Below are 16,079 nucleotides of genomic sequence, written 5' to 3'. Positions count from 1 at the left end.
CTGAGCTGACGCCTTCGCGGGCAAGCCTCGCTCCTACAGGTCGGAGTCGGCCCCGATATCGAGACCGACATAAATTCCGTAGGAGCGAGGCTTGCCCGCGAAGAGGCCATAACGGACGCTAGAGAATCAAAGCCCTTCCAACTCCGCCATCAGGTCATTCAACCGATCGACCTTCTCCTCGGTGATATCACTCGCCGCCAACCCTTCGATGTACTCCGCCAACTCCTCCACCGAACTGCACTCGAACATCGCCCGCAGCGGCACATTGCGTTGCAGGGCTTTTTGCACCCGCGAAGCAATCTGTGTCGCCAGCAGCGAATGGCCGCCCAGTTCGAAGAAGTTGTCGCGAACACCGACCTGCTCCACCTTCAGCACCTCAGCCCAGATATCCGCCAGGGTCTGCTCCAGTTCATTGCGCGGCGCCAGGTAATCCTGGCTCTGCAACTGACCGATTTCCAGCGCCGGCAGGGCCTTGCGATCAAGTTTGCCGTTGGCATTGAGCGGCATTTTGTCCAGCCACAACCAGTGCAGCGGCACCATGTATTCCGGCAGCTCGGCGCGCAGGCGTTGCTTGATGCGTTCCAGGCGTTCGCTCGGGTTAAGCGCCGAATCCGCCGCCACCAGATAGCCGACCAGATGCTTGCCGTTGACGCCTTCCTGCACACCCACCGCCGCATCGCGGACTTCCGGTTGTTCGTGCAGACGTGCTTCGATTTCCCCCAACTCGATGCGGTAACCGCGAATCTTTACCTGATGGTCGATCCGGCCGACGTATTCCAGCACGCCATCGCTGCGCCGACGAGCCAGATCGCCAGTGCGATACAGACGATCCCCCGGTTCGCCAAACGGGTTCGGTACAAACACCTGGGCGGTGCGCAGCGGATCGCTGACATAACCGCGTCCAACACCGGTGCCGGCGACACACAACTCACCCACCGCACCCAGCGGCACCAGTTCCAGCGCGCCATCGAGCAGGTACAAACGGTTGTTGTCGGTGGGCGTACCAATTGGCAAATAGCTGCCGCGGGTCGACGCCACGTCGACGCGGAAGAACGCCACATCATCCGAGCATTCCGCCGGGCCATAAGCATTGACCAGCCCGATCTCCGGGTAGCGCAGCAGCCATTGGTGCGCCAGTTCCGGCGGCATCGCTTCACCGGTCGGCAGCATCCAGCGCAGGCCGTCGAGGCTCATGCGCTCCTGGGCGAGCATGCCCTGGATGAGCGACGGCACGCTTTCCAGCACGGTGATGCCCTGGCTCTGCACGTGAGCCAGCAAACCCTGTGGATCGTGGGCGATGGTGTTCGGCACGATGTCCACCCGCGCGCCGAACAGCGGCGCGGCGAGGAACTGCCAGACCGAAATATCGAAGCTTTGCGAAGCAGTTTGCGCGATCACATCGGCGGCGCTCAGGTTCAGGTACGGCACCTTGCTCAATTGGTTATTCAACATGCCGCGCTGTTCAACCATCACGCCTTTCGGCAACCCGGTGGAGCCCGAGGTGTAGATCACGTAGGCCAGGTTATCCGGGGCGCTGTAGATGCCCGGGTTTTGCACCGAGGCCTCGCTCGCTTGCACCTCTTCCCAGACCAGCAACTTCGGTCGATGAGCGCAACCGAACTCTTCCAGCAATGTGACCGCTTGCTCACGACAGGCCTGAGTGCAGACCAGCAATGGCGTACGGCTCATGTCGATGATGCGGCTCAGGCGCTGACTCGGCAGACCCGGGTCCAACGGCAGGTAACCGGCGCCCGCCTTGAAGCTGCCAATGATCATGCCCAGCAGATCGAGATTCCGTTCCGCCAGCAACGCCACCGGTTGATCGAGCCCGACGCCCGCTGCGATTAACGCATGACCGAGACGGTTACTGCGCTGGTTCAGCTCGACATAACTGTGCAGCCGGTCGAGGCAACTGGCGGCGATCCGCTGCGGATGCTGCGCGACCTGGGCTTCGAACAACTCGACGTAGCTTTTTTCCAGCGGATACTCGTGTTCGCTCTGGTTGCAGCCATGCACCAGGAAGTCCTGCTCCTCGGCGCCCAGCAGCGGCAGGTCGGCCATGTCGCCATGGAACCCTTCGACCAAGGCCAGCAGCAAACGCTTGAACTCACCGAGCATGCGCTCGACCGTGGATTCGTCGAAATAGCGCTGGTCGTAGGACAGGTGCAAACCCAGGTCATCGCCCGGATAGCACACCGCCGTCAACGGGAAGTTGGTGTGGGTGCGGCCCGAATCCGAGGTGGCGTTGAGGCTTTGCGCCCGGTCCAGCACCGAGACTTCCACTGGGGCGTTTTCGAACACGAACAGGCTGTCGAACAGCGGCTGGCCTTTGGGCAGTTCGCTGTTTTCCTGAATGGTCACCAGCGGCAGGTATTCGTACTCGCGCAGTTGCATGTTGCTGTCGAGCAAACCGCTGAGCCACTGGCGCACGCTGACACGCTGGTCGTCTTCGGGCATTTTCACCCGCAGCGCGATGCTGTTGATAAACAGCCCGACGGTGCGTTGCATCTCCGGCATGTCCACCGGACGTCCGGCGACGGTGACGCCGAACAGTACGTCGCGATCACCGCTCAAGCGCCGCAGGACCAGGGCCCACGCCGCCTGGGCGAAGGTGTTGATGGTCAGCTGATGAGCCTGGGCCAGTTCACGCAATTGCGCACCATCACGGGCATCGAGCCGGGTGTAGCGGTCGCCGACGACCATGCCGCCGCTGTCGCCCGCATGTTCACGCAGGAACGGACGGTCGCTTGGAATCGGCGTGGTCCGCTCGAAGCCTTGCAGGTTGGTTCTCCACCACTGCCGCGCCTCGGCCAGGCTCTGGCGTTGCAGCCAGCCGATGTAGTCGCGATAACGTGGCGGCACGGCCAATTGCGCGTCCCGGCCTTCGCCGAGGGCCATGTAGATTTCGAAGAAATCGTTCATCAGCAGCGAGCGGCACCAGGCATCGATCAGGATGTGATGGTTGCTCATCATGAACCAGTAGCGCGCCGCGCCGACCTTGATCAGGCGCAGGTGGAACGGCGCCTGGTTGAGCAGATCGAACCCGGCTTCGCGCTCGGTTTTCAGCAGCGTTTGCAGCTTCGGTTCTTGCTCGGCGTCAGCAATCGCGGTCCAGTCGAGGTACTCGATCGGCGTGCTGCCCGGTTTGTGGATCACTTGCAGCATGTCTTCGCCGACGTTCCAGCAGAACGACGCGCGCAGGGCTTCATGACGGGCGATCACCGCTTGCCAGGCCTGGGCGAAACGCTCGGGGTCGAGTTCGCTGTTGATGCGGTAGCGATCCTGCATGAAGTACAGGCCGGTGCCCGGTTCCAGCAAGGTGTGCAACAGCATGCCTTCCTGCATCGGCGTCAGCGGGTAGACATCTTCAATGACGGCGGCCGGAATCGGCAGCGCATCGAGTTGCGGTTGGGTCAGTCGGGCCAGCGGGAAGTCTGACGGCGTCAGGCCACCAGCCTCGTCGTGCAGGCAATGTTCGATCAGGCTTTGCAGCTCGCCCAGGTAAGCATCCGCCAGATCACTGATGGTCTGCGGGTCGTGGCGTTCGGCGCTGAAGGTCCAGCGCAGCACCAGTTCGCCGCCGTAGACCTGGCTGTCGATGCTCAACTCATTCGGCAGCGGCGCATGAGGATCATGGGCGGCACCGACCGGCTCATCGAGGGGACGGAACAACGCGTCCGCGCCGAAGCTCTGGTCGAACTGGCCGAGGTAGTTGAAGGTGATCGGCGCCACTGGCAACGCGACCATGGTCTGGCGGCACAGGTCATCGGCGAGGTAACGCAGCACGCCATAACCCAGACCTTTATGCGGCACGGCGCGCAGTTGTTCCTTGATCGCTTTGATCGAGGCGCCCCGCTCAACCGTTGGGATCAAACGCAGCGGATAAGCGCTGGTGAACCAACCCACGGTGCGGGTCAGGTCGATCTCGTCGAACAGGGTTTCGCGGCCGTGGCCTTCGAGTTGAATCAACGCCGATTCGTGGCCGCTCCAGCGGCACATCACACGGGCCAATGCGGTCAGCAACAGGTCGTTGACCTGGGTGCGATAGGCGCTCGGCGCCTGTTGCAGCAATTGCCGGGTGCGCTCGGCATCCAGGCGTACGCTGACGGTTTGTGCATGACGATTTTGCTGGCCACCTTGCGGACGAGCGCACGGCAGCTCGGCACTTGGACCGGCCAGTTGCGTTTGCCACCAGCTCAATTCTTCGCGCAGGGATTCGCTGCCGGCATAGGCCTGCAAGCGTGCCGTCCAGTCCTTGAAGGCGCTGGTTTTGGCCGGCAGTTTGACGCCTTGTTGAGCGTCCAGTTGACGGTAGACCGTTTGCAGATCGTCCAGCAGCACCCGCCAGGAAACACCGTCGACCACCAAGTGGTGAATGGCGATGAACAGGCGTTGTTGACCTTCAGGACCATCGACCAACAGCACCCGCAGCAGCGGCCCTTGTTCAAGGTCGAGACTGCGCTGGGCATCGGCGAACAGCGCCGCGCATTTTTCCATGGACGAGACGCGTACCTGCCACAACACCGGGGTGTCATTAATCGCTTGGTGCTCAGCGTGCCATTTCGCGTCCACTTCAGTGAAGCGCAGGCGCAAGGCATCGTGTTGCTCGATCACCGCCAGCAGCGCTTGCTCCAGACGATGGGGTTCCAGGGCCTCGGTCGGCTCCAGCAGCAACGCCTGGTTCCAGTGCTGACGCTCGGGGATGTCAGTGTCGAAGAACCAGTGCTGGATCGGTGTCAACACCGATGTGCCGGTGAGCAAACCTTGCTCGGCGGCGACCTGCTCGGTGCGGGTCGCCACGGCGGCGAGGGTTTGCACGGTCTGGTGCTGGAACAAGTCGCGAGGGCTGAAGTGAATGCCCTGCTGCCGTGCGCGGCTGACCACTTGGATGGACAGGATCGAGTCGCCGCCCAGTTCGAAGAAGTTGTCGTTGAGGCCGACCTGCGCGACGTTCAGCACGTCGCACCAGATGCCGGCCAGGGTCAGCTCCAGTTCATTGCTCGGCACCACGTAGTGCTGACGGTTCAGCTCCGGGTCCGGCGCTGGCAGTGCGCGGCGGTCGAGTTTGCCGTTGGCGGTCAGCGGCATGCTGGCCAGCAGGATCAGGTGCGTCGGCACCATGTAGTCCGGCAGTTGTGATTTGAGGTGCGATTTCAGCGCTTCGCGCAGGGCGGCTTGTTGGGCTTCGTCCTGTTCCGCGACTTCGGTCACCAGATAGCCAACCAGTTGTTTGCCGCTCGGAGCGTCCAGCGCCAGGACAACGGCTTCGCGGATCGATTCATGCTCCAGCAGACGGGTTTCAATCTCGCCCAGTTCAATGCGGAAACCACGGATTTTCACTTGATGGTCGATACGCCCGAGGTATTCCACCAGGCCATCAGCGCGCTGACGCACCAGATCGCCCGTGCGGTAGATACGCCCGCCATGGTCGGCAAACGGGTCCGCGACAAAACGCTCCGCCGTCATCCCTGCCCGTTCGTGATAACCCTGGGCCAGGCCGGCACCACCGACGTACAACTCGCCGGTCGCGCCTTGCGGCACCAGTGCCAAATCGGCGTCGAGGATGTATGCCACGCGCGCACCGATCACGCTGCCGATCGGCACACTGCCCAGGCCTTCTTCCAACACCTCCGGCGCCAGACTGGCCAGCGGCATAACCACCGTTTCGGTCGGCCCGTAAGCGTTAAAGAACAGGCTCGGTGTGAACGCCGCGCGAATCCGCGACAGGTGTTCGCCAGTCAAGGCTTCGCCGCCGGTGATGATCATGCGCACCGGCAGGATTTCGCCCTGGGTCGCCAGCCATTGCGCCAACTGGCTGCCGTAGCTGGGGGTGAAACCGAGAATGTTGATCTGGTGCTGGCGAATCAGGCTGCAGATTTCTTCAGCGTCCCACTGACCTTGAGCGCGCAACACCACCTGGGCACCGCTCAACAACGGCACCAGCAGACGTTCGGTGGCGGCGTCGAAGTTGATCGAATAGAAGTGCAGTTCGCAATCGTCCGCACGCATGCCGAAGCGCTCGATTACCGCTTGGCAGTGCATGGCGATTTCACCGTGGGACACCACCACGCCTTTCGGTTTGCCGGTGGAGCCGGAGGTGTAAATCAGGTACGCCTGATGCTGCGGCAGGCTGATAAACGGCAGCTCCGTGGCCGGGTAATTGGCCAGCTCGGCGGCGTCATCCTCCAGGCACCAGCGGGCTACGGTCGAGGGCATTTCACCGAGGGCGTTGAACATGGCTTTGTCACTGAGCAGCAGACCAATGCCGCTGTCTTCGATCATATAGTGCAGGCGATCGAGCGGGTATTCCGGGTCCAGCGGCACGTAGGCGCCGCCGGCCTTGAGAATCGCCAGCAGGCCGACGACCATTTCCAGCGACCGTTCCAGCGCCAGGCCCACGCGGACCTGCGGGCCGACACCCCGCTCGCGCAGCACCCAGGCCAGGCGATTGGCGCGGCTGTCGAGTTCGGCGTAGCTCAGGGTTTGCCCGGCGAAGGTCAGGGCCGGCGCGTCTTTGCGCGCCAGCGCTTGCTCGCTGAACAGGTGATGGATGCACTGGTCCAGACGATGTTCACCCGGCTCGATGCCGAGGCTGTCGAGCAGGTTTTGCTGCTCCGTGGTTTCGAGCAACGGCAACTCGCTGAGGCGCTGTTGCGGACCAGCCAGCAGCGCTTCCAGCAGATTGCGCCAATGCCCGGCCATGCGCGCAATGCGCGGTTCGTCGAACAGGTCGGTGCTGTACGTCAGGCAGCAACCCAGGCGATGGTCGAGGTCGGTGACTTCCAGGTTGAGGTCGAACTTGGTGGCGCGGGCATCGTTGGCCAGGTATTCGACGGTCATGCCGGCCAAGGTGCGGCTCTGCTGGAATTCCCAGCGCTGGACGTTGCACATCACCTGGAACAACGGGTTGTACGCGGCGCTGCGCGGTGGCTGCAAGGCTTCCACCAGATGATCGAACGGCAGGTCCTGATGGGACTGGCCTTCGATCACCGTGTGACGAACCTGCTCGAACAACTCGCCCACGGACATCTGCCCGTCGAGTTGGCAACGCAATACCTGGGTGTTGAGGAAGGCGCCAATCAGCCCTTCGCTTTCCGGACGAATGCGGTTGGCCACTGGCGCACCGATACGCAGATCGGTCTGGCCGCTGTAGCGGTAAAGCAGCACGGCCAGGGCGGCAGTCATGGTCATGAACAGGGTCAGACCGTTTTGCGCATTGAAGGCACGGACCCGGGCGGCGAGGTCATCGCTGAGGTCGAAACGGAACAGTTCACCCTGATGGCTTTGCACCGGTGGACGCGGACGGTCGGCCGGCAATTCCAGCAGCGGATGTTCGCGGCCCAGTTGCGCGGTCCAGTAGTCGAGCTGGCGTTGACGCTCACCGGATTCCAGCCACTGGCGCTGCCAGACGCTGTAATCCAGGTATTGCACCGGCAGCGGTTGCAGCGGCGACTCGCGATCATCGACGAAGGCTTCGTAGAGCGCACTCAGTTCCCGGGCGAAGATGTCCATCGCCCAGCCTTCGGTGACGATGTGGTGCAGGGTCAGCACCAGGTAGTGTTCCTGCTCGGCGGTCTTGACCAGGCAAGCGCGCAGCAGCGGACCGGTTTCCAGATCGAACGGTTTGTGCGCCTCATCGTCGGCCAGTTGCTGGACCTGCCACTCGCGGCCGTCGGCGTCCAGCGCGGTGAAATCCTTCCAATCCATGCGCAGGCCGTTGTCGGCGTGCACCTGTTGCCGGGCCACGCCATCGACGCTCGGGAACGTGGTGCGCAGGGTTTCGTGGCGGATGATCAGCGCTTGCAACGCTGCTTCGAAACGCCCGACATCCAGCACCCCGCGCAATCGCGCCATACCGCCGACGTTATAGGCCGGGCTGTCCGGCTCCATTTGCCAGAGAAACCACATGCGCTGTTGGGAATAGGACAGCGGCACCGCTTGGTTGCGATCGACTTTTTCGATCGGCGGCTGCTGGTTGGTCTTGCCGCTGGCCTGGATCAGGCGAACCTGTTCGGCGAAGGCACCGAGCTCACTGTTTTCGAACAACGCGCGCAACGGCAACTCGACGTCGCAGGCCTGGCGGGTGCGGGAGATGATTTGCGTGGCCAGCAGCGAATGACCGCCGAGGGCGAAGAAATCGTCGCGCAGACCGATTTGCTTCTGGCCCAGCACTTCGCGCCAGATAGCGGCGATTTGTTGCTCCAGCGCGGTGACCGGTTCGACGTGTTCGCGAACCTGCCATTGCGGTTCCGGCAAGGCGCGACGGTCGAGTTTGCCGCTCGGGCTCAGGGGCATCGCATCCAGGCGCATCAACTGCGCCGGGACCATGTAGTCCGGCAGCTCGGCAGCCAATGCGGTTTTCAGGCGCGTGGTTTGCGCGTCTTCAGTTTCGGTGGAGTCAGTGGCGGTGTAGTAACCGATCAACTGGCCGCCAGCGGCCGTTTCACGCACCAGCACCACGGCTTGGGCCACGCCGTCCTGGGCCAGCAGCCGCGCTTCGATTTCTTCCGGTTCGACGCGGAAGCCACGCAGCTTGACTTGCTGATCGAGGCGACCGAGGTATTCGATCACGCCATCAGCGCTCCAGCGCGCACGGTCGCCGGTGCGATACAGCCGCGTGCCCTGCCCGCCCAGTGGATCGACGACAAAGCGTTCGGCGGTCAGGCTCGGGCGACCGAGGTAGCCGCGGGCCAGACCGATGCCGCTGATGCACAGTTCCCCCGGCACACCGGCCGGCACTGGATTGAGATCGCTGTCGAGCACGCGGCAGACCACGTTGCCCAACGGCCGGCCAATCGGCGAACGCTCGCCATCAGCCGTGGTGCAATGCCAATGGGTGACGTTGATCGCGGTTTCGGTCGGGCCGTAGCGGTTGTGCAGTTGCACGGCTGGCAGTTGCTCCAGCACGCGATTGCGCAACTCGGCAGGCAAGGCTTCGCCGCCGGAGAACACCCGGCGCAGGCTGGTGCATTCGGCGGTCAGCGGTTCTTCGATAAACAGCGCCAACAGCGGCGGCACGAAGTGCAGCGTGGTCACGCCGTATTGCTGGACCAGTTGCGCAATGCGATGGGGATCGCGGTGCTCGCCGGGGCCGGCAATCAGCAAGCGTGCGCCGGTGATCAGCGGCCAGAAGCATTCCCACACCGACACGTCGAAACTGATCGGCGCTTTTTGCATCAGCACGTCGGTTTCGTCGAGGTGATAAGTGTTCTGCATCCATTGCAGCCGCTCAGCGAGGGCGGCGTGGGTGTTGCCGACGCCCTTCGGCTGACCGGTAGAGCCGGAGGTGTAAATCACGTAGGCCAGGTTGTCGCCGTGCAGGTGCAGACCCGGTGCCTGGCTCGGCCAGTTTTCCAGGTGCAAGGCGTCCATGGCGATCACGCTGACGCCGTCGGTGGCCGGCAAGCGGTCGAGCAGTTCGGTCTGGGTCAGGAGCAATTCGACGCCGCTGTCGCTGAGCATGTAGGCCAGGCGTTCGGCTGGGTAATCCGGGTCCAGCGGCACGTAGGCGCCGCCGGCCTTGATGATCGCCAGCAGGCCGATCAGCAGTTGCGGCGAACGCTCGGTGGCGATGGCCACGCACACGTCCGGGCCGACGCCTTTGTCGCGCAGGTAATGGGCCAGGCGGTTGGCTTGGGCATGCAGCTCGGCGAAGTCCAGTTGGCCGCCGTCCCAGATCAGTGCGGTGCGTTCCGGGGTCTGGCGCAGTTGTTCATTGAGCCGTTCTGGCAGCCATTGGCTGGCGGGTGTACACGGAGCAATGCTCCACGACGCTTGTTGATCGTGCTCGCCCGAAGTCAGCAGTTGCAGGTCGCCGATAGCCTGTTGTGGACGCTCGCAGACGTCGCGCAGCAGGTTGATGTAGTGCTCGGCCAGACGCTCGATCGTCGCTTTTTCAAACAACTCGTCGGCGTAGTCGAAGGACAGGCTCAGGCGACCATTTCGGTCTTCCTCACTGTGCAATTGCAGGTCGAACTTGGCTTCGCGGCTGTGCCATGGCAGCTCTTCGGCGAGCAGCCCGGGCAAGCGGCGCAGCGCGCTCAAGTCCCGTTGCTGGTGGTTGAACATGACCTGGAACAAACCCGACTCGCGGGCTTGCGGGAAGGCTTCCAGCAGTTGCTCGAACGGCAGGTCCTGATGGGCTTGCGCGCCCAGTGCGGCTTGCCGGGTTTGGGCCAACAGCTGCACAAATGGCAGACGCGAATCGACGTCGGCGCGCAGCACTTGGGTGTTGATGAAGAAGCCGATCAGCCCCTGGGTTTCCAGGCGCGGACGGTTGGCGTTCGGCACGCCAATGCGAATGTCGCGCTGGCCGCTGTAGCGGTGCAGCAGGCTTTGGAATGCCGCGAGCAACAGCATGAACGGCGTCGCTTCATGGGTTTGGGCCGTCTGGCGGATCGCTTCGCTCAAGCTCACGCCCAACCGCACGGTGTGGCGGGCCGCGCTGTGGATCTGTTGCGCGGCGCGTGGGTGATCGGTGGCCAGGCTCAACACCGGATGCTCATCGCCCAGCTGGTTTTTCCAATAGGCCAGTTGCCGCTCGCCCTCGCCTTGCGCCAGCCATTGGCGCTGCCAGCTGCCGTAATCGGCGTACTGGGTCGGCAATGCCGCCAACGTGGCTTTCTGGCCTTGGGAAGCAGCGGCGTACAGGCGCGAGAACTCGTCGATCAACACATTCAGCGACCAGCCGTCGGCGATGATGTGGTGCATCGTCACCAGCAGTTGATGGTCCTCGTCGTCGAGGCGCACCAGGGTCACCCACAGCAGCGGGCCTTTTTCCAGATCGAACTGGGTGCGGGCTTCGTCCTCACGGATTTGTTGCGCACGGACTTCACGCTTGTCGACGGGCAAGTCACTGATGTCGATCAGTTGCAGGTTGAAATCACCGGCCGCATCGACCTGCTGCAGAGCTACACCGTCACGTTCGAAGAAGCGCGTGCGCAGGGATTCGTGGCGTTCGATCAACTGTTGAAAACTGGCGCGCAATGCGTCTTCGTCCAGTTCGCCGCGCAAACGCAAGGCGCCGGGAATGTTGTAGGCGCTGCTCTGCGGGTCGAGTTGCCAGGTGATCCACAAACGGTTTTGGGCCAGGGATTGCGGGATCGCTTCAGTGCGCGACAACGCGATGATCGCGCCTTGGGCCAGGCCGCCATCTTGTTGCTGTTGCGCGACTGCTGCGGCGAAGGCACCAAGGGTCGGCGCTTCGAACAGCAGGCGCAGGTTCAGCTCCAGGCCCAGCTCTTCACGCAACCGCGCGACCACTTGCGTGGCGGCGATGGAGTTGCCGCCGAGCAGGAAGAAGTGATCGTCGGTGTTGACCTGTTTGACGTTGAGTTGCTCGCGCCAGATCGTGGCGATCAGGGTTTGCAGCTCGGAAGCGGATTGCGCGGTGGTTTCAGTTTCCACGTCTGCCGACGGGAACAGCGCATAGCTGTCGAGGCTGCCGTCCGCCAGGCGATTGCGGCACGCCGAGCGTTGCAGTTTGCCGCTGGAAGTCTTCGGCAACGCACCGGGATTGAGCAATACAACAACGCTCGGCGCTTCCTGATACGCCTCGGCCACCGCTTGGCGGATGGCTTTGATCAGGGCGTCAGGCGGCAGGATTTTCTGCACGCTGCGGCTGATTTCCGCCGCGATGCCGATGCCTTCCTGACCGTCGATATTGACCGCGAACGCCGCGACGCGACCTTTGCGCACCACTTCCACTTCGCGCTCGACGGTTTGCTCGATGTCTTGCGGGTAAAGGTTGTGGCCGCGCACGATCAGCATGTCTTTCAGGCGCCCGGTGATGAAGAATTCACCGTCACGTTTGAAGCCCAGGTCACCGGTACGCAGCCAGGTGCGCCCGTCGTGCTGGACGAAGGTCTTGGCGCTGGCCTCGGGGTTGCGCCAGTAGCCGTGGGCGATGCTCGGCCCGGTAGCCCAGACTTCGCCGACGAGGTTGTCGGCCAGTTCCGTGAGTGCATTTGGCTCGACAATCAGCACCGCATGATCCGGCTGGCTGATGCCGCAGCTCATGATCGCCGCGCCCTCGCCCGCTTCGGCACGGTTTTGTGCCAAGGCCTGATCGTCGACCCGCAGGTTGCCGATCCCCTGGCCACGAGGCGTGCCAGCGACAAACAGCGTGGCTTCCGCCAGACCGTAAGACGCCATGAAACTGTCCGCGGTAAAACCGCACGGGGCGAACTTGTCGGTGAAGCGCTCGAGGGTGTCGAGGCGAATCGGCTCCGAGCCGGAATAGGCCACGCGCCAACCGCTCAGATCGAGGCGTTCCAGCGCCGAATCACTGACCCGCTCGCTGCACAAGCGATAAGCGAAGTCCGGCCCGCCGCTGATGGTGCCGCCGTATTCGCTGATCGCTTCGAGCCAGCGTAACGGCCGGCCGAGGAAGTAAGCCGGCGACATCAACACGCACGGCACACCGCTGAAAATCGGTTGCAACAGGCCGCCGATCAAACCCATGTCGTGGTACAGCGGCAACCAGCTGACGATCACGTCGTCCGGGTTCAGATCAATGCCGAAGCCGTGACGGATGAGCAACTCATTGGCCACCAGGTTGCCGTGGCTGACTTGCACGCCTTTGGGCAATGCGGTGGAGCCGGAGGTGTATTGCAGGAAGGCGATGTGGTCGTCTTTCAGATCCGGCAACACCCAACTGTCCGCCAGCGCGCTGTCGAGGGTATCGACGCAGAGCAACGGCGGCGCGCCTTCGATTTGCTGCAAGGCGTCGCGCAGGCCGGCGCTGGTCAGCAGCAGACGCGGTTCGGCATCGCTGATGATCGACAGAAGACGTTCCTGATGATGACGCTTGGTCGATTCCGGCGGGTAAGCCGGCACCGCGATCACACCGGCATACAGGCAACCGAAAAACGCCGCGACGTAATCCGGGCCGCTGGGAAACAGCAGCACCGCACGATCGCCGAATGCGGCCTGAGCCTGCAACGCGCCGGCAATGGTCCGCGCGCGCCGATCCAGATCGCGATAACTGAGCACCACCGTTTGATCCGCGGTCTCGGCGAGAAAACGCAAAGCCACTCGGTCCGGCGTCAGGGCCGCGCGGCGCTGGAGGGCTTGGACCAGTGTGCTGGGGAGTTCGAACGCGTCGGTCATGAGGTTTCCTGCCTGAATTCGGCTTACAAGTTGGAATCGGTTTTCCTACGTCACGCTCATAAAAATGGCGTGCAGGGCGCGGTCTTCGCCGACCGCGCAAGGCTTGGGAATGCGGTTATGGCCGGGTCGTGTCCGGAACCATTCACCAATGAGAACGATTGATGTCTTGAAATAATTAGTCGGCAAGCTCCAACCCCAACAGGGCCGGGCGCGACAGCGTGTCGCAGTTCACACGCTGCACTTTTGTGGCGCATTAATTCTCTTTCTCAATTGACAATCATTATCATTCAACATAATTTGTCGCTCGATGTGTAGGACGGCTCCCAAACGCTTGTCGTCCCGCAACCCTATTTGCAGCAAGGTGATTTCCATGACGGAACAAGTATCCACAAGCAGGTGCGATTCACCGCTACTTCAGGCCTTTGTCGACAATCGACTGATTCTGGTCAAAATTGCAGCCCGCATTACGGGCTGCCGGTCGCGGGCTGAGGACGTGGTGCAAGATGCGTTTTTCCGGCTGCAATCGGCGCCGCAGATCACGTCGTCGTTCAAGGCTCAGCTCAGCTATCTGTTCCAGATCGTGCGCAACCTGGCGATCGACCACTACCGCAAACAGGCGCTGGAGCTGAAGTATTCCGGCCCTGAAGAGGAAGGCCTGAACGTGGTGATCCAGGGCGCTTCACCGGAAACCTCGCACATCAATTTCTCGACCCTGGAGCACATCGCCGACGCGCTGACCGAGCTGCCGAGCCGCACGCGCTACGCGTTCGAGATGTACCGTTTGCACGGCGTGCCGCAAAAGGACATCGCCAAGGAACTTGGCGTCTCGCCGACCCTGGTGAACTTCATGATTCGCGATGCGCTGGTGCATTGCCGCAAAGTGTCGGGCAGTCGCGCGGATACATTTGCCCGTCGTTAAGAGTTGAATTTTTCGTCGCCCCCGTTCGCGGGCAAGCCTCGCTCCTACAGGTTTTGCGCCAACCGCACACCTGTAGGAGCGAGGCTTGCCCGCGAAGGCTGGCTCAAGACCGCAACGGATCTTGCGCCTTACACCTCACGCCAACGTGCACCGATCAAAAAACCGCTCACGCCCCAACACCATCAACGCCGCGCGCTTGTGCGGGAAGTCGAATTCTTTCTCGCAGTGGAAACACTGGTTGTGCATGTGCCCGATCATCTTCGCGTTATCAGCGCGCGGCTCGGCCACCACGCGCTGGGTGCGCGGATCATCCAGAAACAGGTAATGCACCAGCGCCGATAACCAGCTCGCCACCTTGTGCGGGCCACGGTGCGCTTCTTCACCCACCAGCATGTGAATGCCGCGGTCGTAATCGCCGGCGTCGTAGAACGGCGCGATGCGATCTTCCTTGGCCCAGTAGGCTTCGAAGTAAGCGAACGGCTGATCATCGAAACAACCAATCAGCGTCAGGGTGTGCGGGTCGGCGTCGAGCTTGCTCAGGTATTCGCGATGCTTTTCGAGACTGCCCTCTTCCTGCCAGAAACTGGCCACCCGCGGGCTGTTCTGCCAGCGATTGAAACGCGTCAGGTCCTGTTCGATTTCTACCGTGCGCAACGACACCCACGCGCCGAGACGCGCGTCGAAACGTCGATAGACTTCGCCGCGCGGCTTGGCCGGGCGCAACGGATGACGCTTGCCGCCGCTGATGACCATCTGCTGCGGATAGCTGCCGGTCAGCGATTCGCCGAGCCACGGCTGTGGCAATTGCCAGAACAGCGTGCGTTCGCAGCGGTACTCGCCCGCCGTTTCGGTCGGGATCAGCAAACCGCTGAACAGGGCTTCGGTGGGCGCCTCGTCCAGGCGCCAGGTCAGGCGCTGGCAAGCCGGATCCCGGGCAAACAACCAATAGCAAGACGCCCAGAAGGCTTGACCGGCGGGCAAGCCGAAGCGTTCGTCGACTTCGATGTGCAACTCGGGTTCGCGGCTCAGGCGCAAGCGGATCAGCGGCTGGCCTTCGAGGCTGAGGCTCAGGCGGCTTTCGGTTTCATCGGCTACAAGACTGCGCCCTGACGGCAAGGCCAGGGCAGTCAGGTCATTCAGATTGGACATGGGTCGGGCTCACAGTAATCGTCGACAGTTCAACGATGTGACGTGAGCCGGGGCGGGAAATTTAAGCGAACTCGTTAAATCCGCGACCTGCGGCAGGTTTTCAGGACTTTGGCACCGGCACCACCGCGATCTTGTACGGCTCAAAAATCTTCAACAGTTGGCCGTTGTCGCGCAAGCCTTGCAGCAATTTGCTGAATGCCGGGCCGCTGATCGGCGCGGCCGGGCTGAGCAGCGCGTAGTGGTGATAGACCTGATCGATGCGCTGGGACACCAGCAACTGATCAGCGACTTGCTCGTTGCGCAGCAGGTAATCACTCAGATAGGAGCGCGTAACCAGGGCGATATCGGCGCGATCCCGCAAGACCATCAGCAAATTGCTGTCATGAGAATAGGTCAGCGTGGCATTGAAATTCTGCGCGAGGAATTTCGGGTCGGCATTGAAGTTGGCGAATTCGTAGTGGTACCCACTGAACAAGGCCAGACGCTTGCCCGCGAGGTCGGCAAAATAACTCTCGCGGCGCTCGGGCTTGCGTTGCGCGACAAAAATCTCGGCGTCTTCCAGGCCCATGTCAACGGTGGTGTGAGGAATGTCCTTCCAACCCCAATCCGGGTTTTCGAAGATGGCCATGTCCACTCGACCTTGCTTGAAATCGCCGAAACGCCGGGGAATCGAGGTGGGCACCAGCACGAACTGGTAATCGGTTTGCAACTGGTTCAGGGCTTCCACCAGTTGCGGCAACAGGCCAGTATCGGCGCCGGACTCCGGGCGCACGGTGTAAGGCGGGAAATGCGCGGCACCGACCCGTACCTGTTGCGCCGCCTGGGACGGCAACACCCATAGCACCGCAAATGCCGCCAGCAAAAGCCGCGACACCGTCCACATTGGCGAAGACATCAAAAC

General features: G+C 62.4%; 4 protein-coding genes. 1 reads left to right on the top strand and 3 read right to left on the bottom strand.

Translation table 11 applies throughout. The features are described 5' to 3' along the window. Window positions 1-126: 126 nt before the first annotated feature. Window positions 127-13,110: a non-ribosomal peptide synthetase gene (locus HKK53_RS30265; protein ID WP_169373779.1), complete on the bottom strand. Its 12,984-nt coding sequence runs from the start codon at window positions 13,108-13,110 to the stop codon at window positions 127-129. 370 nt (window positions 13,111-13,480) lie between these two features. Here HKK53_RS30265 and HKK53_RS30260 point away from each other — a divergent pair, with 370 nt between their 5' ends. Beyond that, entirely contained in the window at window positions 13,481-14,029 is a 549-nt protein-coding gene (locus tag HKK53_RS30260) for an RNA polymerase factor sigma-70 (protein ID WP_133838209.1), read from the top strand. 135 nt (window positions 14,030-14,164) lie between these two features. Here the strand turns inward: HKK53_RS30260 and HKK53_RS30255 are convergent, their stop codons facing one another. Further along, entirely contained in the window at window positions 14,165-15,178 is a 1,014-nt protein-coding gene (locus tag HKK53_RS30255) for a GNAT family N-acetyltransferase (protein WP_169373778.1), read from the bottom strand. A 100-nt stretch (window positions 15,179-15,278) separates the two neighbouring features. After that, window positions 15,279-16,073 (bottom strand): substrate-binding periplasmic protein, encoded by a 795-nt coding sequence (locus tag HKK53_RS30250; protein WP_178117471.1) that lies wholly within the window; start codon window positions 16,071-16,073, stop codon window positions 15,279-15,281. Between the last annotated feature and the right edge of the window lie 6 nt (window positions 16,074-16,079).

The sequence above is a fragment of the Pseudomonas sp. ADAK7 genome (genome assembly GCF_012935675.1).
Lineage (GTDB): Bacteria > Pseudomonadota > Gammaproteobacteria > Pseudomonadales > Pseudomonadaceae > Aquipseudomonas.
This window is presented reverse-complemented; position numbering and strand designations above follow the sequence as displayed.

What these genes read in the sequence shown, in the direction of transcription:
- HKK53_RS30265 (WP_169373779.1), bottom strand. Translation starts at nt 13,110, where the DNA reads ATGACCGACGCGTTCGAACTCCCCAGCACACTGGTCCAAGCCCTCCAG.
- HKK53_RS30260 (WP_133838209.1), top strand. Translation starts at nt 13,481, where the DNA reads ATGACGGAACAAGTATCCACAAGCAGGTGCGATTCACCGCTACTTCAG.
- HKK53_RS30255 (WP_169373778.1), bottom strand. Translation starts at nt 15,178, where the DNA reads ATGTCCAATCTGAATGACCTGACTGCCCTGGCCTTGCCGTCAGGGCGC.
- HKK53_RS30250 (WP_178117471.1), bottom strand. Translation starts at nt 16,073, where the DNA reads ATGTCTTCGCCAATGTGGACGGTGTCGCGGCTTTTGCTGGCGGCATTT.